This window comes from Rhizobium sp. BK289, assembly GCF_014193575.1.
GTDB lineage: Bacteria > Pseudomonadota > Alphaproteobacteria > Rhizobiales > Rhizobiaceae > Rhizobium > Rhizobium tropici_C.
In genome coordinates this window covers 148533-170785 of record NZ_JACHZO010000009.1, presented here as the reverse complement: position 1 = coordinate 170785, position 22253 = coordinate 148533, and the positions used below count along the sequence as shown (strand labels likewise).

Here is a 22253-nt window from a genome sequence, read left to right as displayed (position 1 = left end):
GGATCTGAACGTGCCAACATTTTCGCCTAGTCTTGAGAAGGCGCTGCATCAGGCACTGACCTACGCGAACGAGCGGCATCACGAGTATGCCACGCTGGAACATCTGCTTTTGGCGCTGGTAGACGACGCCGATGCCGCAGCTGTCATGGGCGCGTGCAATGTTGATCTCGACGCGCTCCGTAAGACTCTGACTGAATACGTCGATAATGAACTTTCCAACCTGGTCACGGGCTATGACGAGGACTCGAAGCCGACCTCCGGCTTCCAGCGCGTCATCCAGCGTGCCGTGATCCATGTGCAATCTTCCGGCCGCGAGGAAGTGACGGGCGCCAATGTTCTCGTTGCGATTTTCGCGGAGCGGGAAAGCCATGCTGCCTTCTTCCTGCAGGAGCAGGAAATGACCCGCTATGATGCGGTCAACTATATCTCCCACGGCATCGGCAAGCGCCCGGGCTCCTCCCAGACCCGCACGCCGCGCGGCGCCGAGGAAAGCGAATCCGAGAGCAAGCCGACCTCCCGCGGCGAGCAGGAGGAGGGTAATGGCAAGAAGCAACAGGATGCGCTGAAGGCCTATTGCGTCAACCTCAACGAGAAGGCCAAAAACGGCAAGATCGATCCGCTGATCGGCCGCAACTCCGAGGTCAACCGCACCATCCAGGTGCTGTGCCGCCGCTCGAAGAACAATCCGCTCTATGTCGGCGACCCCGGCGTCGGCAAGACGGCGATTGCCGAAGGCCTTGCCAAGCGGATCGTCGAGGGTAAGGTTCCGGAAGCTCTGGCCGATGCTACGATCTTTTCGCTCGATATGGGCACGCTACTGGCCGGCACCCGTTATCGCGGCGATTTCGAGGAACGCCTGAAGCAGGTCGTCAAGGAGCTCGAAGAGTATCCGGGCGCTGTGCTGTTCATCGACGAGATCCACACCGTCATCGGTGCGGGCGCCACCTCCGGCGGCGCGATGGATGCGTCGAACCTGCTGAAGCCGGCCCTTTCCTCAGGCGCGATCCGTTGCATCGGTTCGACCACCTACAAGGAATACCGCCAGTTCTTCGAGAAGGATCGGGCACTCGTCCGCCGCTTCCAGAAGATCGACGTCAACGAGCCGAGCATCGAGGATGCCATCGAAATCATGAAGGGCCTGAAGCCCTATTTCGAAGAGTATCACCACCTGCGCTATTCGAACGACGCCATCAAGACGGCCGTGGAGTTGTCGGCTCGCTATATCTCCGACCGCAAGCTGCCGGACAAGGCGATCGACGTGATCGACGAAACGGGTGCCGCACAGATGCTGCTGCCGCCGTCGAAGCGTCGCAAGCTGATCACCGAAAAGGAGATCGAAGCGACCGTCGCGACCATGGCCCGCATTCCGCCGAAGACGGTTTCCAAGGATGACGAGATGGTTCTCGCCAACCTCGAACAGGAACTGCGTTCGGTCGTCTACGGCCAGGATACGGCGATCGAAGCGCTCTCGACCTCGATCAAGCTCGCCCGCGCGGGCCTGCGCGAACCGAACAAGCCGATCGGCTGCTACGTCTTCTCCGGCCCCACAGGCGTCGGTAAGACCGAAGTCGCCAAGCAGCTTGCTTCGTCGCTCGGCGTCGAGCTGCTGCGCTTCGACATGTCGGAATATATGGAGCGTCATACGGTTTCCCGTCTGCTCGGTGCACCTCCCGGCTATGTCGGTTTCGACCAGGGCGGTCTTCTGACCGATGGTGTCGATCAGCATCCGCACAGTGTGGTTCTGCTCGACGAAATCGAGAAGGCGCATCCGGATATCTTCAATATCCTGCTGCAGGTCATGGACCATGGCGCGCTGACCGACCATAACGGCAAGAAGATCGACTTCCGCAACGTCATCCTGATCATGACGACCAATGCGGGCGCTTCGGAAATGGCCAAGGCCGCTATCGGCTTCGGTTCGTCCAAGCGTACGGGTGAGGATGAAGAGGCTCTTAACCGCCTGTTCACGCCGGAATTCCGCAACCGTCTGGATGCGGTCATTCCCTTCGCGCCGTTGCCGACGACTGTTATCCACAAGGTCGTTCAAAAGTTCATCATGCAGCTGGAAGCGCAGCTTTCCGAACGGAATGTGACCTTCGACCTGCACGAGGACGCCATCGCCTGGCTGTCCGAGAAGGGCTATGACGACAAGATGGGCGCCCGTCCGCTGGCGCGCGTCATCCAGGAAAACATCAAGAAGCCGCTGGCGAACGAAATCCTCTTCGGCAAGCTGAAGAAGGGCGGCGTCGTCAACGTCACGGTCGGCAAGAAGGAAGACGGTTCGACCGGCATCCTGCTCGAAGCGATCGCCGACACCGCTCCGATCCGGCCGAAGCCGGAAGCCGAAGTCGGCGATGCGCCGGCCGAGGTGGAAGAGGATGACGGCGATGTCACCGTCAAGGCTAGAAGCCGCGTCGGCAAGGCTGCAACGGCAGCCGACAGCCGCCGCTCGGCCAAGGCCTCGCCTTCGAACGAAAGCGGCGTGTCTGACAGCAAGTCACCGCGCAAGGGCGGCGGCACGGTTCCGAAGGTGCCGCGCAAGTAATCACCGATCGGTGATTTGAGAAAAATGAAACGGCTGCATTAGGGATAATGCAGCCGTTTTCCGTATTTATGCAGAAAAGCTCATAAATACCTTGAGAGTTCAGAGCATCAGGCCAACGCCTCGATGATCTTCCTGGCGTTCTCCGCCAAGACAGCGCCATCCTCCATCTTGCCCGAATGCGGTTTCAGCGCGACTCCTTCGAGGCGCGGGATGACGTGGAAATGCAGATGGAAGACGGTCTGCCCCGCGGGGGGCTCGTTGAACTGCGCGATATAGACGCCGTCCGCTTCGAAGGCTTCCCGAACGGCAACGGCGATCTTCTGCACCACAGTGATAGCCTGCTGCAATGCAGCCGGGTCGGCATCGAAAATATTGCGCGAGGGCGCCTTCGGCACGACAAGCGTATGGCCCGGCGACTGCGGCATCACATCCATGAAGGCGACGGTGTGCTCATCCTCGTAGACGCGGTAGGAAGGGATCTCGCCTTTCAGGATCTTTGCAAAGATATTGTTGTCGTCATAGGCGGGGCTGGTCATCCAGTATCTCCTCGTCTTGCGTTTGTGTTTATGCCGAACGGTTAGATATCCTGCCGCTCACCCTTGCGAAAGGGGCTGTGCTCGGTAAGGATTTCGCTCATCTCCTCCACCTGCTCCCGTTCATGCTTCAGATAGTCGGCAACGGCGCGCCGCAGGCCCTGATGATCAATATAATGCGCGGAATGCGTGATGACGGGAAGATAGCCGCGCGCCAGCTTGTGTTCGCCCTGCGCCCCGGCTTCCACGCGCTTCAAGCCTTTGCTCAGCGCAAAATCGATCGCCTGATGATAGCAGACCTCGAAATGCAGGAAGGGATGATCCTCGATGCAACCCCAATGGCGGCCGTACAGCGTCTCGCCGCCGATGAAGTTGATGGCGCCGGCGATATAACGTCCTTCGCGCTTCGCCATGACGAGCAGGATATCGTCAGGCATGCGCTCGCCGATCAGCGAATAGAATGTCCGGGTGAGATAGGGGCGGCCCCATTTGCGGCCGCCGGTATCCATATAGAAGGCGAAGAACTGATCCCAGATGTTCTCGGTGAGGTCGCTGCCGGTCAGCCAGTCGATGGTGATGCCATGCTCGACCGCCGCGCGCCGTTCCTTCTTCAGCGCCTTGCGTTTGCGCGATGCCAGCGTCTCCAGGAATGCGTCGTGATCGGCATACCCCTCGTTGATGAAGTGGAACTGCTGGTCGGTGCGATGCAGATAGCCGTCGGTTTCGAAAACCGAAACCTCATCTTCCGGCAGGAAGGTGATGTGGGCCGAGGAAACGCCGAGCTGCCGGGTGACTTCTTTCAGGCTTTCGGCGAGCGCGGGCTGCAGCACGTTCCTATCCCGTCCCTCGGCGACGAGCAGCCGCGGCCCGGTGGCGGGTGTGAAGGGAATGGAGCATTGCAGTTTCGGATAATAGCGGCCGCCGGCACGCTCGAAAGCATCGGCCCAGCCATGGTCGAAGACATATTCGCCCTGACTATGGCTCTTCAGATAGCCTACGACGGCACCAAGCAATTCGCCGCGGTCGGTTTCAAGCAGCAGATGATTGCCGAGCCATCCCGTTTTGTCGGTCGCGGAGCCGGACTCCTCGAGCGACGACAGGAAAGCGTGCGAGACGAAGGGGTTGTAGGGCAGGATGCTGCCGGTTCTGGACGCTCCGGCCAGCTTCGACCAGCTCTCCGGGGCGATGTTCTTGAAGGATCGTTCGACTCGAATGGATAATTCGTCTGTCATCAAACTCTTGCGCTTGGAAGGAAGGGAGGGGCTCTCACCGCTGCGCCTCCACCAGGAAGGATATGTCGTAGGCGCAGCGATAATTTGGGTTTGCGCAAAGCCTCTCCTTCAATCGATCCCGATTTATGAGGCCAGGCGCGGGTCAAAACCTTCGAAGGTCATCTGGTCTGCATTGGCAAATGTATGTTTGCGGGCCGCTTCGTCGCGCACGGTCCAGGTGATGACCGGAATACCGCGCTGGCGTTGCGCCGTAACAAAGGGATTCGGCAGGTGGCCGTAAAAGTACGAGATGAAGTCTAGCCCAAGATGCATGGCTTCGTCATGCTGAAAAAACGTCTCGGGCTTGTTTCCTTCGGCCGTCAATCCCACAGGGTAGGGCGCTTCCAGCGCCTTGAGGTCCTTGAGCAGCCAATGGTCGAAACTCATCAGCGCCACATGGCCTTTGTACCCTTCGAGCACTTCGAGCACGGATTCTGCAAAGCCCTCGTCGTCGCCTTCGCGTCCCTTGAGTTCGAGCACGAGCGGCACCTTGCCGTCGCAGAGCCGCAGGAGCTGCTTCAACGTCGGGATCTTGTCCTTGGTGCCGCCGACCGACAGCAGCCCGAGTTCGGCCGAGGTGCGCTCGCGCACTTCGCCCGGCAGGTTGCAGACGCGCTGCAGGTCGTCATCATGGAAGACCACCGGAACGCCGTCGGAGGCATAGTGCAGGTCGCACTCGATGGCAAAGCCCGCCTCGATGGCGCGGCTGAAGGCCGAGAGCGTGTTTTCCCAGACCTCCTTGTTCATGTCATGATAGCCGCGGTGAGCGACGGGACGCTCGGTCAACCAGGCAAGCTTGTTCATTATGCAATTTCCAGAATGGCATCGATTTCAACGGCGGCATTGAGCGGCAGGGCTGCCATGCCGACGGCGGCGCGGGCGTGTTTGCCGGCTTCGCCCAATATATTCGCCAGAAGATTGGATGCGCCGTTGATCACAAGGTGTTGTTCGACGAAATCGGGCGTCGAGGCGACGAAGCCGTTCAGCTTGATCAGCCGCCTGATCCGGCCGAGATCGCCGCCGAGGGCTGCCTTTGCCTGGGCGAGAATATTGATCGCGCAAAGTTCGGCCGCGCGCTGGCCGCCTGCGACATCCACATCCTTGCCGAGATGGCCGGTGACGCCGATCTTGCCGTTTTCCATCGGCAACTGGCCCGACAGATAAAGAAGATTGCCGCTGATGACATAGGGAACATAGTTGGCCGCGGGTGCCGCTGCCTCTGGCAGAACGATGCCGAGTTCCTTCAGGCGACCTTCGATGGCGTCGGACATTTTCATCTCCCGTTTTGTTGTAAAAACTTCAAAAATCCGGCATCAAGACTAAATTCCGTCACTTAGGATCGGCAGCCTCGTTTCAGCCGAAAGCGTTCTTATAACATCGCATGCGAGTCCAACAGGAGATAATGAATGTTCCGCTCGAGTCTTGCTGCCGCCGTCGTTTCGGGGCTGGGCATTCTGTCACTGGGGACTTCGGCCGCCTATGCAGCCGGCCCGAGCGGGCTGATCGCGCATCGCGCCGTCTATGATCTCGAGCTGAAGGATGCTTCCGATCGCTCCGGCATTTCCGGCATGGTCGGCCGCATGGTCTATGAGTTCGAAGGCTCCGATTGCACCGGGTTCACCACCAATTTCCGCTTTGTGACCAAGATCGATACGGGCGATTCCACCCGCGTCAGCGACCAGCAGACGACGACATTCGAGGATCTCGGCAAGCGCCTGTTCCGCTTCGAGACAAAGTCCTTTACCGATAATCAGCTCGACAAGGACGTGCGGGGAGCGGCAAGCGACGATCAGAGGGGCATCAAAGTCGATCTGACGCAGCCGCACAGCAAGCAGGTCGAACTCATCCAAAGCCGCTTCCCGACGGAACATATGCTCGACATCATCCACAACGCCAAGCTTGGCAGGAATTTCTTCGAGGCGCAGGTCTTCGACGGCTCCGATGACGGCGACAAGCCGCTCATCGCCACCACGGTTGTGGGCAAGGCACAGCCTCCGGCCACGGATGATCCCGATGCTGACAAGGCCGGCGCCTTCGCCAAGACATCCTTCTGGCCGGTGACCGTGGCCTATTTCAACGAGAAGTCCACCGGCGACGCCACACCCGTCTACCGCATGTCCTTCAAACTCTACGAGAACGGCATAACGCGTGATCTCACCATGGATTACGGCGACTTCGTATTGACCGGCAAGCTCACCAAGCTCGAGGTTCTCGATACAAAGGCCTGTCAGTAGCCTGCTGCGGGACGGACTGAGATAAGAATCGGCTATTTTGAGCCTCAAGCCTTGCATTCCAAGTGAATCGACTGTATGGGCACCCGCATTCCACACGTAAGGCATGGGATTGTCCGGGAGAAATCCGGATCGTTCCGCCCGGTGGCATTCTCGAAGAGGGTGCTGTTCGCCTTGCGGAGGTTCAACCGGTAAAGGAGACAAAGGCATGGCATTGCCTGATTTTTCTATGCGCCAGCTTCTGGAAGCTGGTGTTCACTTCGGCCACCAGACGCATCGCTGGAACCCGAAGATGAAGCCCTACATTTTCGGCGATCGTAACAACATCCACATCATCGACCTCGCCCAGACGGTTCCGATGCTGAGCCGCGCCCTGCAGGTCGTCAGCGACACCGTTGCTCGCGGCGGCCGCGTTCTGTTCGTCGGCACCAAGCGTCAGGCGTCCGAACTGATCGCCGACAGCGCCAAGCGTTCGGCTCAGTACTACGTCAACGCCCGCTGGCTCGGCGGCATGATGACCAACTGGAAGACGATCTCCAACTCGATCCAGCGTCTGCGCAAGCTCGACGAAATCCTCTCCGGCGAAGCCCAGGGCTTCACCAAGAAGGAGCGTCTGAACCTTGAGCGCGAGCGCGAAAAGCTCGACAAGGCCCTCGGCGGTATCAAGGACATGGGCGGCACGCCGGACCTGATGTTCATCATCGACACCAACAAGGAAAAGATCGCGATCGACGAAGCCAAGCGCCTCGGCATCCCGGTCGTCGCCATCATCGACTCGAACTGCGATCCGGACCTCATCGACTACCCGATCCCGGGCAACGACGACGCTTCGCGCGCCATCGCTCTCTACTGCGACCTGATCTCGCGCGCTGCCATCGACGGCATTGCTCGCCAGCAGAGCGCATCGGGCCGTGATCTCGGCGCTTCCGAAGAAGCTCCGGTCGAGCCGACCCTGGCGGACGGCACCGAAGCCTGATCGCGCCAAGAGGCGGACAATATACCGTCCGCCCAAGCGCAATGACATCCGGGATAAGGCCGTTTGCGACTTCAACAAGTTCGAGCGGCCTTATCGCGTTTTTGGTAACTGCTTGCCCGCTGCATAATTCCTTAAATCGGAATCGATTTAAGGGTAAATTATGCAGCAGATTTAAAGTGCTACAGCGACCTTTGCGCGTCATCTGTGACGCGTGGCGCTGTAGGCGGAAAATCCAGGCATGTTCCAATCAAGAATTCCACAGTATGACGCTGCTTCATAACGCTGTCATACTTACGGGTACATTTCGTCCCTCAAATCGGTGCCGCTTCGGCTTAATGCCTTCTGCCGCACCGTATGAACCGACAAGAGGAAGCTTATGACCGAGATTACGGCTGCACTGGTGAAAGAACTGCGCGAAAAGTCTGGCGCAGGCATGATGGACTGCAAGAAGGCGCTGACCGAAACGAACGGCGATATCGAAGCCGCGATCGACTGGCTGCGCGCCAAGGGCATCTCCAAGGCCGATAAGAAGTCCGGCCGCACCGCCGCTGAAGGCCTGGTTGCCATTGCTGGCGCCGGTCACAAGGCCGTTGTTGTCGAGCTCAACTCCGAGACCGACTTCGTTGCTCGTAACGACGCCTTCCAGGACCTCGCTCGCGGCATCGCCGAAGTCGCGCTGTCCACCAACGGCACGGTCGAAGCCATTTCGGCTGCGACCTATCCCGCATCCGGCAAGCCGGTCGCCGACGCCATCAAGGACGCGATCGCCACCATCGGCGAGAACATGACGCTCCGTCGTGCCGCCAAGCTGGAAGTCGAGCACGGTGTCGTCGCGACCTACATCCATAACGCTGCTGGCGACGGTATCGGCAAGCTCGGCGTTCTGGTCGCCCTGAAGTCGGTCGGTGACAAGGCTGTTCTGACGTCGATCGGCCGCCAGATTGCCATGCACATTGCTGCTACCAACCCGCTGGCTATCCGCGCCGAAGAAGTCGATGCCGCCGTCGCCGAGCGCGAACGCAACGTCTTCATCGAGCAGTCCCGCGAATCCGGCAAGCCGGAAGCCATCATCGAAAAGATGGTCGAAGGCCGCATGCGTAAGTTCTTCGAGGAAGTCGCTCTTCTTTCGCAGGCTTTCGTCATCAATCCGGACCTGACGGTTGGCGCTGCCCTCAAGGAAGCTGAAAAGACCGCCGGCGCCCCGATCGAAATCACCGGCATGGCCCGCCTGCTGCTCGGCGAAGGCGTCGAGAAGGAAGAAAGTGACTTCGCTGCGGAAGTTGCGGCTGTCGCCAAGGGCTGATCTGAGCATTTCCAGGAAAAGTGCATAGCGGTTTTCCGTTCGGAATGCGTAAGGAAACAAAACGATAGGGCTTTTCCGCAATTTGAAGAAGTGCGGAAAAGCACGGTCGAAAAGAGACATATCCCGGTTTGGCGAAACCATATCAGGGAAAACGTATGGGCATCGCGTGACAACGCGGTGCCCTTCGTGTATCCGGCTTGCACAATCATTTCCCCGATGATCACTTCAAGGAGCTACGATGTCCCAGCCGATCTACAAGCGCGTGTTGCTCAAGGCCTCCGGTGAAGCTCTGATGGGCAGTCAGGGCTTCGGCATCGACGTGACCGTCGCCGACCGGATTGCCGGCGATATCGCGCAGGCGCGCGCGATGGGCGTCGAGGTCGGCGTCGTCGTCGGCGGCGGCAATATCTTCCGCGGCGTTGCCGTGGCCTCGAAGGGCGGCGACCGGGTGACCGGCGACCATATGGGCATGCTCGGCACCGTCATCAATGCGTTGGCGCTTGCGACCTCGCTGCGCAAGCTCGATATCGACACCGTGGTGCTCTCCGCCATTTCCATGCCGGAAATCTGCGAAAGCTTCTCGCAGCGCGCGACGCTTTATCATCTCTCGCTCGGTCGCGTGGTGATCTTTGCCGGCGGCACCGGCAATCCGTTCTTCACGACGGATTCCGCCGCTGCGCTGCGAGCCGCCGAGATGGGCGCGGAAGCGATCTTCAAGGGAACGCAGGTCGACGGCATCTACTCCGCCGATCCGAAGAAATTCCCCGATGCCGAGCGCTTCGACCATCTGACGCACAGCCAGGTGCTTGAGAAGGGATTGGCCGTCATGGATGTGGCCGCCGTGGCGCTCGCGCGCGAGAACTCCATTCCGATCGTCGTCTTCTCCATCCACGAGAAGGGCGGTTTCGCGGAAATCTTGACCGGCGGCGGCCGCAAGACCATCGTATCAGACAATTGACGTTCCTATGGCGCCGGGCATGCCCGGTGCCGCCTTATTCGACGGGAGTATGAACATGAGTGAAGGCACCGACCTTAAGGAACTGAAGCGCCGCATGGATGGCGCCATCTCGGCATTCAAGAGCGATATCGCCTCTCTGCGCACCGGGCGTGCGTCCGCCAACATCCTCGATCCGGTCACGATCGAAGCCTATGGTTCGCGCATGCCGCTGAACCAGGTCGCCAACATCACAGTACCGGAGCCGCGTATGCTGACGGTTTCGGTGTGGGACAAGTCGATGGTCAGCGCTGTCGAGCGTGCCATCCGGGAATCCAATCTCGGCCTTAATCCCATCGTCGACGGCCAGAACCTGCGCATCCCACTGCCGGAGCTAAACGAAGAGCGCCGCCGTTCGCTGGTGAAGGTCGCCCACGAATACGCGGAAAAGGCGAAGGTTGCGATTCGCCACGTTCGCCGCGATGGCATGGATGGTCTCAAAAAGGCCGAAAAGGACGGTGTAATCGGCCAGGACGAGAGCCGCTCTCTCTCCGAACGTGTGCAGAAGATGACGGATGAGACGATTTCGGAAATCGATCGCTTGCTAGCCGACAAAGAAAAGGAAATCATGCACGTCTGATCGCATGCCGGGGAGAGGCCGCGCTTTTGATTTGGCAATATTGAAAGCGGTGGCCGCGCCCTAGATTACGAGACCAGAGCGTATTTCCGCCGAACGAAACCGGACCCATATGTCAGCTCCCATGTTCTCTGTCGTACCCGAACACGTTGCCATCATCATGGATGGTAACGGTCGCTGGGCCAATGCACGCGGCCTGCCGCGCACCATGGGTCACCGCAAGGGCGTGGAGGCAGTCAGGGAAACGGTCCGGGCTGCCGGCGATATCGGCATCAAATACCTGACGCTGTTTGCCTTTTCCTCGGAAAACTGGCGCCGCCCCGAGACTGAGGTCAGCGATTTGCTAGGCTTGCTCAAGGCCTTCATTCGGCGCGATCTCGCAGAACTTCATCGGCAGAACGTCCGGATTCGCGTCATCGGCGATCGCAGCAACCTGCGCGGCGATATTCTGCCTCTGTTGATCGAGGCGGAGGAAACCACCCGGAATAATACGGCCCTGACGCTGGTGATCGCCTTCAATTATGGCTCGCGCGACGAGATCACCCGCGCCTTCGCGAGCCTCGCAAGAGATGTCGAGGCCGGGCGGCTGCGTCCGCAGGACATCAGCCCGGAACTGGTCGATGCCCGTCTCGACACTGCCGGAATTCCCGATCCCGACCTCATTATCCGTACGAGCGGCGAGGAACGGCTTTCGAATTTCCTGTTGTGGCAGGCCGCTTATTCCGAGTTCATGTTCGTGCCGGACTATTGGCCTGATTTCAGCCGTGATCTGTTCTTCTCCGCGCTGGAAAAATATGCAGCGCGCGACCGGCGCTTTGGCGGCCTTTCCGCCAAGCAGGCGGCCGCCGTGGGGTCCTGATGAGCCGCGAACTCAGGCTGCGCATTATTTCCGGCATCATTCTCGCCGTCATCGTCCTTGTCGCCACTTGGTATGGCGGCTTGAGCTTTCGTCTTCTTTCGGCTGCGATCGGTCTGCTCGTCTATTACGAATGGTCGACGATAACGGATCTGCATGGCCGTGATCCCCAGGGAAATGCCCTCGGCTGGCTTGGTCTCGTGCTGATTGCCGGGGCGACGGTCCTGGGCGAATCCGTTTATTCCATCGAAATTCTGGCGGTCTTCGCCATTGTCACGGCGATCATGGTCGGGGTTCGCGCCAGAAGCTGGTGGCTGCCGGCCGGCATATTCTATTCCGGAGTGACGACGATTGCGCTTTCGGAGATTCGCGATGACGATCTGCGCGGCTTCGTGCTGATGCTGTTTGTTTTCGCCACCGTGTGGGCAACGGATATTCTTGCCTATTTCGTCGGGCGCGCCATCGGTGGCCCAAAGCTTGCCCCGCGTATCTCGCCGGGCAAGACATGGTCGGGCGCAATCGGCGGTGCCATCGCGGCGGTCATCGCGGGAACCGCGGTCGTCTGGAGCTTCTTCTCCGCCGATGAGCTGCGGATTCCCATCCTTGCCCTAGTGCTTTCCGTGTGCAGCCAGATCGGCGATTTGTTCGAGTCGTTCATCAAGCGCAAGTTTGGCGTGAAAGACTCCAGCCATCTGATTCCCGGCCATGGCGGTGTCATGGATCGGGTCGATGGACTAATTTTTGCTTGTTTTGCAGCGTTTTTGTTGGCTATCGTAATGTCGCTGACAATGAGCGGCGAGACCTTTTCATTGGGCGGCGTTCTGCTCGGGGTCTGATACCAGAGCAATCCCGGGAAAACTGCGCAGCGGTTTTCCGTCGGGAATTGCGAGAAAACAGAAGAATGGAACGGTTCGGTGCTTCCGTGAAAGCTGAACCGCTCTAACACGAACAGGATCGTTGCATGGGTAGCGCGGCTGGCTTCATCGGTTTCTTGACGAACAACGTCATCACGTTTGTCTTCGTCCTGTCGCTGCTCGTTTTCGTGCATGAGATGGGGCACTATCTGGTCGGCCGCTGGTCCGGCATCCGCATCATGGCTTTTTCGATCGGTTTCGGCCCGGAGATCGCCGGATTTACCGATCGGCACGGCACGCGCTGGAAGCTTTCGCTCATCCCGCTCGGCGGCTATGTGCGCTTCTTCGGTGACGAGGATGCCTCCAGCAAGACTGATGTGGATCAGCTTTCCGCCATGACGGAGGAGGAGCGGGCGCAGTCCTTTGCCGGTGCCAGGCTCTGGAAGAGGGCCGCTACGGTTGCGGCCGGCCCGATTGCCAATTTCCTTCTTGCCATCGTGATCTTCGCCGTCCTTTTCAGCATCTATGGCCGCACGGTCGCCGATCCGGTCGTCGCCATGGTGACGCGTGACGGCGCTGCTGCCGAAGCCGGCATTGAGCCAGGCGACCGTCTTGTTGCCATCGACGGCAATAAGGTGGCGACATTCGATGAAGTGCAACGCTATGTCGGTCTTCGCCCAGGCCGTACCATCGTTCTGACGGTCGAGCGCGACGGCCAGAAACGCGATTTCCAGATCGTGCCGAAGCTCGTCGAAGATACGGATCAGTTCGGCAACAAGATGGAAATGGGCCGCATTGGTATTGCGCTCGTCGATCCGGTGGTGACCGCGGTTGAGCCGGGAGGTCCGGCCGCCAAGGCTGGCTTGCAGGCAGGCGACCGGCTGATCGCGGTCGACGGCAATAACGTCGCGACCTATTACGATATCGGCCGCTACGTGGCCGACCGTCCCGGCAAGAGCATCGTGCTGACCATACAGCGCAGCGGCACGGTCCGCGATGTCCCGATCATGCCCGAGACGCTTGTCGATACCGATGCGTCCGGTAACAAAAAGGATATCGGCAGCATCGGAATCGCACCGATCGATCCGATCATTGCCTCGATCGGTTCCGACAGTCCTGCTCAGATGGCCGGCCTGGAGCTTGGTGACCGCATTCTTTCTGTGGATGGACGGGACATCGGCTCCATCGGCGAAGTGCAGCGCTATGCGGCTGGTCACGCCGATAAGGCCATGGCCCTGACGGTCAAGCGCGACGGCCAGACGCGCGACCTGACGGTGACGCCCAGGAAGTCGGCGGAGACCGATGCCTTCGGTGCGCAGACGGAGATCGCTACCATCGGCATCACCGACGGCCAGAAGCCGATCAAGCTGCGCTATGAGGCCTATGGGCCGCTCCGGGCGCTTGCTGAAGGTGTGAAGCAGACCGGCAGCATCGTTTCCGGCACTTTCGAATATATCGGCAATGTCATCGGCGGTTATATGAAGGCCGATCAGCTGGGAGGCCCAATCAGGGTTGCGCAACTTTCGGGACAAATGGCAACCTTGGGTTTTGCAGCGGTGCTCCAATTCGCCGCCATACTTTCTGTTTCAATAGGGTTATTAAATTTGATGCCCGTGCCGGTACTTGATGGCGGGCATCTGATGTTCTATGCGATTGAAGCCGTAAGGGGAAAACCCTTGGGTGCAAGGGCGCAGGATATCGCTTTCCGGATCGGATTTGCGATGGTGCTCTCACTCATGGTGTTTGCGACCTGGAACGACATCAGTTCCAGAATAGGCTAGTGGGGCTACGACGAGAGGAAATTACGATTTATTTACGATGTTTCAAAGCTGTAGTGGCGAATGAGCCACGCTTTGAAATGAAGTAAACAGAAATTAACGTGCTCCCTTGCTTGTATGTCAAAAGCGGGTAAAACGACACACGTGGCCGGAATCGGGTTCGCTCGAGGCTGGGGACGATTGAAAAAAGGTAAGAAGTGAAAATGAAGGCTGGTTCAAAATTTTTGAACGCAGTGTCGGCGGTAGCGCTGTCTGCTGGTGTTGTTGCGTCTGGCGCTGGTGTTGTCACCCTTGCCTCTGCCTCGGTCGCGGAAGCAGCTGTCATTCAGCGCGTTGATGTTCGCGGTGCGGAACGTGTCGGCGCGACGGCAGTTCGCGACAATATCACGATCAAGCCCGGAAAGAACTTCTCCCCCGGCGACATCGACGCTTCGGTGAAGCAGCTTTATGCCACCGGATATTTTTCCGATGTTCACATTACGGTTTCGGGCGGCACCCTGGTCGTAACGGTCAAGGAAAACAAGCTCATCAACGCCGTGGTCTTCAACGGCAACCGCAAGATCAAGGACGACAAGCTTCAGGGCATCATTCAGACCCATTCGGCAGGCCCGTACAACGAGGCTAGCGTTCAGGCTGATATCAAGACCATCAAGGATGCCTACGCTTCGATCGGTCGTAACGATGTCGAGGTGACGACGCAGACCGCGGAAGTCTCTCCGGGCCGCCTCAACGTCGCATTCGTCATCAACGAAGGCGATCGCACCAAGATCGACAAGATCAATTTCTCGGGCAATCAGGCCTATGGCAGTGGCCGCTTGGCTTCGGTGATCAGCACCAAGAAGAGCAACTTCCTGTCGTTCCTGACCCGTAAGGACGTCTACAGCCCTGAGCGCCAGCAGGCCGACCAGGATGCGCTGCGTCAGTTCTACTACAATCACGGCTACGCCGATTTCCGCATCGTCAGCGCCGACGCGACGTTGAACGAGCAGAACAACGAATACACGCTGAACTTCAACGTGGACGAAGGTCCGCGTTACACCTATGGCGACATCAATGTGGTCTCAACGGTCGAGGGCATCAATGCCGACGAGCTGAAGGGTCTCATCATCACCCACAAGGGCGATGTCTATAGCGCCAAGGATATCCAGACCTCGATCGAGAACATTTCCAAGCGCGTAGCCTCCGCTGGCTATCCGTTCGCCCGCATCACGCCGCGTGGCAATCGCGATCTGTCCGGTCACACCATCGGTATCGAGTATCTGGTCGATCAGGGCGAGCGCGCCTATGTCGAGCGGATCGAAATCCGCGGTAACACCCGTACGCGCGATTACGTCATCCGCCGCGAGTTCGATCTCAACGAAGGCGATGCCTTCAATCAGGAAATGATCACGCGCGCCAAGCGCCGCCTCGATGCGCTGGGCTATTTCACCAAGGTCGATATCTCGACGGCGCAGGGCAGTGCTGCCGACCGCGTCATCGTGATCGTCAACGTCGAAGACCAGCCGACCGGCTCCTTCGGCATCGGTGCCGGTTACGCTGTCGGCAACAACGGTGGCCTGCTGCTTGAAGCTTCGGTCGAAGAAAAGAACTTCCTTGGTCGTGGCCAGTACATCCGTATTGCGGCCGGCGCCGGCACGGAAGGTAACCGCACCTACAACATCTCGTTCACCGAGCCCTATTTCCTCGGCTACCGCCTTGCTGCTGGTTTCGATATCTTCAAGAACCAGACGTCGAGCGACGACTTCTACGATTACTCGGAAGAAGGCTTCTCGCTGCGTGTCACCGCGCCGATCACCGAGAACTTCGCGACGACCCTGCGCTATAACTACAAGCGCCTGACCTACGATGGCACGAGTGATTGGCAGAACAATCTCTCTGCTCCGTATCTCAACCTCGTCGAGAACGGTCCTTGGACGCAGTCGACTATTTCGCAGACATTCACCTACAACACGCTTGATGATCAGAACCTGCCGCGCGAGGGCATCATCGCCAAGTTCACGCATGAATATGCTGGACTCGGCGGCGACTCCGACTTCTACAAGCTGAGCGGTAAGGCTCGTTACTACCAGATGATCAGCGACGAAGCCGATATCATCGGCTCGCTTACCGTTGGTGCCGGTTACGTGATGCCCACGGATGGCAAGCTGAACGTCTTCGATCAGTTCACGCTCGGCGGCCGTGAAATCCGCGGCTTCGAGAATGCCGGTATCGGCCCGCGTTCGTCGCATGGCGATCCGCTCGGTGGTACGACCTACTTCACGGCTTCGGCTGAAGCCAGCATGCCGATGCCGGGTGTGCCGCAGGATATCGGTCTGCGCATTGCAGCCTTCGCCGACGCGGGCACGCTCTATGGCAACAAGGCGAATCTCTTCGGCGATACGCTTCACAATGATAGCTCAATCCGCGCATCGCTCGGTGCCGGTCTGATCTGGTCGTCGCCGTTCGGTGTCATCCGCGTTGACTACGCCGTGCCGGTCTTGAAGGAAGATTACGACAAGACTGAGAATTTCCGGTTTGGCATCGCCAACCAGTTCTGATATCGGCAGTCCAGAACTTCGGGCTTGAACACCGTTCTGGAGCTGGTGCTTATGGAACATACTGGTTTTTTCCCGCCCCATGGCGGCATCAGCCTAAGGCAACTGGCTGAGCATCTTGGGGCGGAACTTGCTGATGCGGCCTCTTCGGAGGTCGCCATCAGATCTATCGCCCCCGTCTATCGGGCAGGCGAGGGTGATATTTGCTATATCCTTTCCCGAAAGAATCGCGCTGAGTTGGAGACCTGCAGGGCCTCCGCCATCATTTGCTTGCCGGCGCTGAGGTCTTTCGTTCCCGATCATATTCCGGTGCTTCTGTCGAAGAAACCGCATACGGATTTCGCGATCGTCGGCGGCCTGCTGCATCCGGAAGCAATGCGGCCGGTCACATTCACGGCAAACCCGGGAACGATTTCACCGGCCGCCATTGTTGATCCGACAGCGAAGCTGGAGGCCAATATCGGCGTCGAGCCGGGTGCTGTCATCGGCGCCGGCGCTGAGATCGGCGAGGGCACTTATATCGGCGCCAACGCTCTTATCGGACCAGGCGTGAAAATCGGACGCAATTGTAGCATTGGCGGCGGCGCCAGCGTGCTCTGCGCCTACCTCGGCAATGGCGTCATCGTTCATAATGGTACGCGCATCGGCCAAGACGGGTTCGGTTATGCGCCGGGACCTCGTGGCATGATCAAGATCGTTCAGATCGGCCGCGTCATCATCCAGGACAATGTCGAGATCGGCGCCAATACGACAATCGATCGCGGCACCATGGACGACACCGTGATCGGCGAAGGCACCAAGATCGACAATCAGGTTCAGATCGGACATAACGTCCGCATCGGCCGGCATTGTGCTATCGTCAGCCAGGTGGGTATCGCCGGCAGCACGGTGATCGGCGATGGTGTCCAGATCGGCGGCCAGGCGGGCCTCAATGGCCACATCCACATCGGCGACGGCGTGCAGATCGGCGCCAAGAGCGGCGTGATGAACAGTATTCCGGCGGGAGAGCGCTATGCGGGCCTTCCAGCGCGGCCTCTATGGGATTTTCTAAGGGAATCGGCGGAGATCGCAAAGCGGTCAGGAGCCAGGGAAAAGAAAGACGGGAGTGCGGAGCATGACTGAGGAAGCCAAGGCGTCGTTGTCGTCGGCTGACGTTCTGGAAATTATGAAGCTGTTGCCGCATCGCTATCCCTTCCTGATGGTCGATAAGATCATCGAGATCGATAGCGACAATTCCGCGATCGGCATCAAGAACGTAACGGCCAATGAGCCGCAATTCACCGGCCATTTTCCGGAATCGCCGATCATGCCGGGCGTGCTGCTCATCGAAGGGATGGCCCAGACCGCTGGCGCGATCTGCGCTCGCAAGGATGGCATTGGCGGCAACCTCGTCTACTTCATGACAATCGACAACGCCCGCTTCCGCAAGCCGGTCGTTCCGGGCGACCGGGTCGAATTCCATGTCGTGAAGCTCAAACAGCGTGGCACCATCTGGAAGTTCCATTGCGACGCCAAGGTCGACGGCTCCTTGGTCGCCGAAGCCGATATCGGTGCGATGATCGTACGGAAGGATCAGGAACAGGCATGAGCAGCATAGCAAAGAGCGCCCGCATTCATAAGCTGGCGGTTGTCGAAGACGGCGCCGTCGTCGGCGAGAATGTTGTTGTCGGCCCGTTCTGCTATGTCGGTCCCAAGGTTGTTCTGCATGACGATATTCAGTTGCTCAACAATGCCGTTGTGACGGGTCGTACGACGATCGGTAAGGGAACGAAGATCTTTCCGATGGCCGTTGTCGGTGGTGATCCGCAGAGCGTTCATCATCATGGCGAGGAAACGACGCTTGATGTCGGCGAGAACTGCACGATCCGCGAGGGTGTGACGATCAATACCGGTACGGCCGATTACGGCGGCAGGACGGTCGTTGGTAACAACAACCTGTTCCTTGCCAATTCGCATGTCGCCCATGATTGCCGCGTCGGCAACAACGTCATCATGTCAAACAATGTCATGCTGGCAGGCCACGTGACGATCGAAGACCGCGCCATCCTTGGCGGCGGCTGCGCCGTGCATCAGTTTACCCGTATCGGCCGTCAGGCCTTTATCGGCGGCCTTACCGCTGCAAGCTACGATGTCATTCCCTATGGCATGCTGAACGGCAATCCGGGCGTGCTGTCTGGACTGAACGTCGTCGGCATGACGCGAGCGGGCATAGACCGGGCCGTCATCCACCGCGTTCGCCGCGCCTACAAGAGCATCTTCGAGAACGAAGGCTCGATCCGTGACAACGCGGCTGCGATCCGCGATGAATATGCCGATTGCAAGGAAGTGGTTGAAATCCTTGATTTCATTGCTGCCGATAGCGACCGCGCTCTGTCGTCGCCCAATCGCGGCAAGAGCTGACGTGGTTTCGGCCGGCCCAAACGGCAAAGGCAGGCTGGCGATTATCGCAGGCAGCGGCCTTCTGCCGGTTTATGTTGCCGACGCCGCTCGCCAGGCCGGTGAAAATCCCGTTATCATCGCATTGACGGATGAGGCGGACCGGGACTGGTCGGCCTTTGATCACGCCAATCTCGGTGTCGGCAATTTTGCGGGCCTGGAGGCTATGTTCCGCCGCCACGGCGTAGATCGCGTCGTCATGTCCGGCGGTGTCGCGCGCCGGCCATCCTGGCGGCAGGTGCATCCGACTTGGCGCGTCATCAAGGAATTGCCCTCGACCATACGCACGCTTCTGTCAGGTGGTGATAACGCCGTGTTGCAGATGGTCATTCGCCTGATCGAGGCGGGCGGCGTTCGTGTCGTCGGTGCGCACGAGATCGCGCCCGATCTACTGGCGACGACTGGACCTCTTGGAAAATTCTCTCCATCGGACGAGGATCTGCGCGACATCGCTCAAGGTGCCAAGGCGGCCGATGCGCTGGGGTTGCTCGATGTCGGGCAGGGCTCGGTCAGCGTCGGCGGTCGCGTCGTTGCGCTCGAGGGGGCCGAAGGCACGGACAAGATGATCGAGCGGGTTGCCGAGCTGCGCGCAGCGGGACGCATTTCGACGCGTCGACGCGGCGTACTCGTCAAGCTCTGCAAGCCGCAGCAGGATGTCCGAGCCGACCTGCCATCCATCGGCGTATCCACTGTGTCGAATGCCAAGAAGGCTGGTCTTGCCGGAGTTGCCATCGAAGCCGGCAGAGCGCTGATCCTCGACCGGCAGGCTGTGATTGCCGCCGCCGACGAAGCCGGCATTTTCGTCTGCGGCATCGACCGGGGCCTGAGCGCGGAGGGCTTCATGTGAGCGGTGCACCTTTGAAGCTTGCCGTCGTTGCCGGCGAGGTCTCCGGCGATCTGCTGGGGGGAGATCTCGTTGCGGCCTTGAAGCGGCGTTACGACGGGCCGGTCGAGTTGATTGGCGTGGGCGGCGACGCGTTGGAAGCGCAGGGCCTGCGCTCGCTCTTCGATTATTCCGAACTCTCGATCATGGGGTTCATTCAGGTCATCAAGCGTCTGCCGAAGCTGCTTGCCCGTATCCGGCAGACGGCCGAAGCCATCATTGCCGCTAAGCCCGATGTTCTTGTGATCATCGATAGCCCCGATTTCACCCATCGGGTTGCGAAGAAGGTGCGCAAAGTTCTGCCTGGTCTTTCGATCGTCGATTATGTCTGCCCCAGCGTCTGGGCGTGGAAGGAATATCGAGCGCAGAAGATGCTCGCCTATGTCGACCATGTGCTCGCCGTGTTGCCGTTCGAGCCCGCCGCGATGCAGCGCCTTGGCGGCCCGGCCACGACCTATGTCGGCCATCGTCTGACTGTGGATGCCGATCTATTGGAGACGCGCCGCCTGCGTGCATTGCGCGGTCTCGCCGGCGCCGATACGCAGAAAACGATCCTGTTGCTGCCCGGATCGCGCGCATCGGAGATCCGGCAGCTTCTTCCGGTTTTTGAGCGGGCTACTGAAGAGCTTAGCCGGCGAAACGATAATATTCGTTTTCTATTGCCGACTGTACCGCGGCAGGAAGCTTTGGTGCGTTCTCTTGTCGGAAATTGGCAGGTCAAGCCGGATATCGTCGTCGGCCAGGATGCCAAATGGAGCGCTTTTGCTAAGGCTGATGCCGCCATGGCAGCCTCCGGCACCGTGATTCTGGAACTGGGGCTTGCCGGGGTTCCCGTGGTCTCGACCTACAAAACGGAATGGCTGGCGAAGTTTGTGCTCTCGCGCATCAAGATATGGACGGCCGCCCTGCCGAACCTGATCGCCGATTACGCTGTCCTGCCCGAGCTGATCAACGATGTTCTGCGGCCAGGAATGCTCGTTCGCTATATGGAGCGCCTGGCGAACGACACGCCGGAGCGCGCCGCGATGCTTGCTGGTTACGATCTCGTTTGGGAGCGAATGCAGACGCAGGAGCCCCCCGGCGATAAGGCGGCGCAGATCGTTCTGGATATGCTAGCTCATAAAAAAACCGGTCATCTCTGACCGGTTTTTTGTTTCAATACCGAAGCTTAGCGCTTGGAAACAGGCACATATTCGCGCAGCGGTGCACCGGTGTAGAGCTGCCGCGGACGGCCGATGCGCTGATGCGGATCCTCGATCATTTCGTTCCACTGAGCGATCCAGCCGACGGTGCGGGCGAGAGCGAACAGAACGGTGAACATGGTCGTGGGGAAGCCGAGAGCCTTCAGCGTGATGCCGGAGTAGAAGTCGACGTTCGGATAGAGCTTCTTCTCGATGAAATATTCATCCGTCAGAGCGATGCGTTCGAGCTCGATTGCGATGTCGAGCAACGGGTCGTCCTTGATGCCGAGCTCGCCCAGAACCTCATGCGCCGTCTTCTGCATGATCTTGGCGCGCGGATCGTAGTTCTTATAGACGCGATGACCAAAGCCCATCAGGCGGAACGGATCGTTCTTGTCCTTGGCGCGGGCGATGAATTCCGGAATGCGGTCGACGGTGCCGATCTCATTCAGCATGTTCAGCGCGGCTTCGTTGGCGCCGCCGTGGGCCGGACCCCAGAGGCAGGCAATGCCTGCTGCAATGCAGGCGAACGGGTTGGCGCCGGAAGAGCCCGCCAGGCGAACCGTCGAGGTCGATGCGTTCTGCTCATGGTCGGCATGCAGGATGAAGATGCGGTCCATGGCGCGGGCGAGCACCGGATTGACGACATAGTCTTCGCACGGAACAGCAAAGCACATGCGCAGGAAGTTGGACGCATAGTCGAGATCGTTCTTCGGATAAACGAAGGGCTGGCCGATATGGTACTTGTAGGCCATGGCGGCGAGCGTCGGCATCTTGGCGATCATGCGCAGGCTTGCGACCATGCGCTGGTGCGGATCGGTGATGTCGGTCGAGTCGTGATAGAAAGCCGAGAGCGCGCCGACGCAGCCGCACATGACGGCCATCGGATGGGCGTCGCGGCGGAAGCCGGTGAAGAAGCGCGACATCTGCTCATGCACCATCGTGTGGTGGGTCACGCGATAGTCGAAGTCCTTCTTCTGCGCCGTCGTCGGCAGCTCGCCGTAAAGCAGCAGGTAGCAGACTTCGAGGAAATCGCCATGTTCGGCCAGCTGATCGATTGGATAGCCGCGATGCAGCAGAACGCCTTCGTCGCCATCGATATAGGTGATGCTGGACTCGCACGATGCGGTCGAGGTGAAGCCAGGATCGTAAGTGAAAGTGGAGGTGTTCTTATAAAGGGCACCAATATCAATGACACTTGGGCCGATGGTTCCGGTTTTCACCGGCAAATCCACCGTCTTTTCACCCCAAGTTAGTTTCGCGCTTTGTTCCGTCATGCTGATCCTCCAAGATTTGGCGGG

20 protein-coding genes are annotated in these 22253 nt (G+C 59.3%); 15 read left to right on the top strand and 5 right to left on the bottom strand.

The features are described from left to right. Positions 1-10 precede the first annotated feature (10 nt). The gene (gene clpA / locus FHT84_RS19100) at positions 11-2545 is read left to right on the top strand and encodes an ATP-dependent Clp protease ATP-binding subunit ClpA (RefSeq protein WP_112340850.1); all 2535 of its coding nucleotides are present in this window, start codon (positions 11-13) and stop codon (positions 2543-2545) included. A 107-nt stretch (positions 2546-2652) separates the two neighbouring features. Here the strand turns inward: clpA and FHT84_RS19095 are convergent, their stop codons facing one another. The 4 genes from FHT84_RS19095 to FHT84_RS19080 all read right to left on the bottom strand — a co-directional run bounded on the left by FHT84_RS19095 (position 2653) and on the right by FHT84_RS19080 (position 5620). Then, entirely contained in the window at positions 2653-3081 is a 429-nt protein-coding gene (locus tag FHT84_RS19095) for an HIT family protein (protein ID WP_112340849.1), read from the bottom strand. A 41-nt stretch (positions 3082-3122) separates the two neighbouring features. Beyond that, complete coding sequence (locus FHT84_RS19090; protein ID WP_113249908.1) at positions 3123-4310, bottom strand: GNAT family N-acetyltransferase; 1188 nt, start codon at positions 4308-4310, stop codon at positions 3123-3125. A 123-nt stretch (positions 4311-4433) separates the two neighbouring features. After that, complete coding sequence (locus tag FHT84_RS19085) at positions 4434-5153, bottom strand: glycerophosphodiester phosphodiesterase (RefSeq protein ID WP_183763474.1); 720 nt, start codon at positions 5151-5153, stop codon at positions 4434-4436. Further along, positions 5153-5620 carry a RidA family protein gene (locus tag FHT84_RS19080; RefSeq protein WP_113249910.1) on the bottom strand — a complete coding sequence of 156 codons (468 nt, stop codon included), beginning with the start codon at positions 5618-5620 and terminating at the stop codon, positions 5153-5155. The genes FHT84_RS19085 and FHT84_RS19080 overlap by 1 nt, the downstream gene beginning before the upstream one ends. Before the next feature lie 135 nt (positions 5621-5755). Here FHT84_RS19080 and FHT84_RS19075 point away from each other — a divergent pair, with 135 nt between their 5' ends. The 14 genes from FHT84_RS19075 to lpxB all read left to right on the top strand — a co-directional run bounded on the left by FHT84_RS19075 (position 5756) and on the right by lpxB (position 20913). Further along, positions 5756-6583 carry a cell envelope integrity EipB family protein gene (locus tag FHT84_RS19075; protein ID WP_112340845.1) on the top strand — a complete coding sequence of 276 codons (828 nt, stop codon included), beginning with the start codon at positions 5756-5758 and terminating at the stop codon, positions 6581-6583. 205 nt (positions 6584-6788) lie between these two features. After that, positions 6789-7556 (top strand): 30S ribosomal protein S2, encoded by a 768-nt coding sequence (gene rpsB / locus FHT84_RS19070; RefSeq protein WP_047633284.1) that lies wholly within the window; start codon positions 6789-6791, stop codon positions 7554-7556. Between the two features lie 376 nt (positions 7557-7932). Then, the gene (gene tsf / locus FHT84_RS19065) at positions 7933-8859 is read left to right on the top strand and encodes a translation elongation factor Ts (RefSeq protein ID WP_113249911.1); all 927 of its coding nucleotides are present in this window, start codon (positions 7933-7935) and stop codon (positions 8857-8859) included. A gap of 238 nt (positions 8860-9097) precedes the next feature. Continuing rightward, positions 9098-9817, top strand: a complete 720-nt coding sequence (pyrH, locus tag FHT84_RS19060; protein ID WP_047633286.1) for a UMP kinase — start codon at positions 9098-9100, stop codon at positions 9815-9817. A 55-nt stretch (positions 9818-9872) separates the two neighbouring features. Beyond that, positions 9873-10433, top strand: a complete 561-nt coding sequence (gene frr, locus FHT84_RS19055) for a ribosome recycling factor (protein WP_112340843.1) — start codon at positions 9873-9875, stop codon at positions 10431-10433. Between the two features lie 109 nt (positions 10434-10542). Continuing rightward, entirely contained in the window at positions 10543-11289 is a 747-nt protein-coding gene (locus tag FHT84_RS19050) for an isoprenyl transferase (protein WP_112340842.1), read from the top strand. Further along, entirely contained in the window at positions 11289-12122 is an 834-nt protein-coding gene (locus FHT84_RS19045; RefSeq protein WP_183763472.1) for a phosphatidate cytidylyltransferase, read from the top strand. Before FHT84_RS19050 ends, FHT84_RS19045 begins: the two co-directional genes overlap by 1 nt. Positions 12123-12247: 125 nt before the next feature. Further along, positions 12248-13921, top strand: a complete 1674-nt coding sequence (gene rseP, locus FHT84_RS19040) for an RIP metalloprotease RseP (RefSeq protein ID WP_113249913.1) — start codon at positions 12248-12250, stop codon at positions 13919-13921. Between the two features lie 200 nt (positions 13922-14121). Then, positions 14122-16455 carry an outer membrane protein assembly factor BamA gene (bamA, locus tag FHT84_RS19035; RefSeq protein WP_112340839.1) on the top strand — a complete coding sequence of 778 codons (2334 nt, stop codon included), beginning with the start codon at positions 14122-14124 and terminating at the stop codon, positions 16453-16455. Between the two features lie 51 nt (positions 16456-16506). Next, positions 16507-17574, top strand: a complete 1068-nt coding sequence (gene lpxD / locus FHT84_RS19030) for a UDP-3-O-(3-hydroxymyristoyl)glucosamine N-acyltransferase (RefSeq protein WP_113249914.1) — start codon at positions 16507-16509, stop codon at positions 17572-17574. Continuing rightward, a complete protein-coding gene (gene fabZ, locus FHT84_RS19025) occupies positions 17567-18040 on the top strand; it encodes a 3-hydroxyacyl-ACP dehydratase FabZ (protein WP_112340837.1) in 474 nt (157 codons plus the stop codon). Before lpxD ends, fabZ begins: the two co-directional genes overlap by 8 nt. Further along, positions 18037-18852: an acyl-ACP--UDP-N-acetylglucosamine O-acyltransferase gene (gene lpxA / locus FHT84_RS19020; RefSeq protein WP_112340836.1), complete on the top strand. Its 816-nt coding sequence runs from the start codon at positions 18037-18039 to the stop codon at positions 18850-18852. Before fabZ ends, lpxA begins: the two co-directional genes overlap by 4 nt. Before the next feature lies 1 nt (position 18853). Further along, on the top strand, positions 18854-19735 hold the full coding sequence (locus FHT84_RS19015; RefSeq protein ID WP_113249915.1) for an LpxI family protein: 882 nt from the start codon (positions 18854-18856) through the stop codon (positions 19733-19735). Then, a complete protein-coding gene (lpxB, locus tag FHT84_RS19010) occupies positions 19732-20913 on the top strand; it encodes a lipid-A-disaccharide synthase (RefSeq protein WP_113249916.1) in 1182 nt (393 codons plus the stop codon). Before FHT84_RS19015 ends, lpxB begins: the two co-directional genes overlap by 4 nt. A 26-nt stretch (positions 20914-20939) precedes the next feature. Here lpxB and gltA read toward each other — a convergent pair whose 3' ends face one another. Then, positions 20940-22229: a citrate synthase gene (gene gltA / locus FHT84_RS19005; protein WP_112340833.1), complete on the bottom strand. Its 1290-nt coding sequence runs from the start codon at positions 22227-22229 to the stop codon at positions 20940-20942. Between the last annotated feature and the right edge of the window lie 24 nt (positions 22230-22253).

Coding starts and splice junctions, on each gene's coding strand:
- FHT84_RS19095 (WP_112340849.1), bottom strand. CDS start 3,081: ATGACCAGCCCCGCCTATGACGACAACAATATCTTTGCAAAGATCCTG.
- FHT84_RS19090 (WP_113249908.1), bottom strand. CDS start 4,310: ATGACAGACGAATTATCCATTCGAGTCGAACGATCCTTCAAGAACATC.
- FHT84_RS19085 (WP_183763474.1), bottom strand. CDS start 5,153: ATGAACAAGCTTGCCTGGTTGACCGAGCGTCCCGTCGCTCACCGCGGC.
- FHT84_RS19080 (WP_113249910.1), bottom strand. CDS start 5,620: ATGTCCGACGCCATCGAAGGTCGCCTGAAGGAACTCGGCATCGTTCTG.
- FHT84_RS19075 (WP_112340845.1), top strand. CDS start 5,756: ATGTTCCGCTCGAGTCTTGCTGCCGCCGTCGTTTCGGGGCTGGGCATT.
- rpsB (WP_047633284.1), top strand. CDS start 6,789: ATGGCATTGCCTGATTTTTCTATGCGCCAGCTTCTGGAAGCTGGTGTT.
- tsf (WP_113249911.1), top strand. CDS start 7,933: ATGACCGAGATTACGGCTGCACTGGTGAAAGAACTGCGCGAAAAGTCT.
- pyrH (WP_047633286.1), top strand. CDS start 9,098: ATGTCCCAGCCGATCTACAAGCGCGTGTTGCTCAAGGCCTCCGGTGAA.
- frr (WP_112340843.1), top strand. CDS start 9,873: ATGAGTGAAGGCACCGACCTTAAGGAACTGAAGCGCCGCATGGATGGC.
- FHT84_RS19050 (WP_112340842.1), top strand. CDS start 10,543: ATGTCAGCTCCCATGTTCTCTGTCGTACCCGAACACGTTGCCATCATC.
- FHT84_RS19045 (WP_183763472.1), top strand. CDS start 11,289: ATGAGCCGCGAACTCAGGCTGCGCATTATTTCCGGCATCATTCTCGCC.
- rseP (WP_113249913.1), top strand. CDS start 12,248: ATGGGTAGCGCGGCTGGCTTCATCGGTTTCTTGACGAACAACGTCATC.
- bamA (WP_112340839.1), top strand. CDS start 14,122: ATGAAGGCTGGTTCAAAATTTTTGAACGCAGTGTCGGCGGTAGCGCTG.
- lpxD (WP_113249914.1), top strand. CDS start 16,507: ATGGAACATACTGGTTTTTTCCCGCCCCATGGCGGCATCAGCCTAAGG.
- fabZ (WP_112340837.1), top strand. CDS start 17,567: ATGACTGAGGAAGCCAAGGCGTCGTTGTCGTCGGCTGACGTTCTGGAA.
- lpxA (WP_112340836.1), top strand. CDS start 18,037: ATGAGCAGCATAGCAAAGAGCGCCCGCATTCATAAGCTGGCGGTTGTC.
- gltA (WP_112340833.1), bottom strand. CDS start 22,229: ATGACGGAACAAAGCGCGAAACTAACTTGGGGTGAAAAGACGGTGGAT.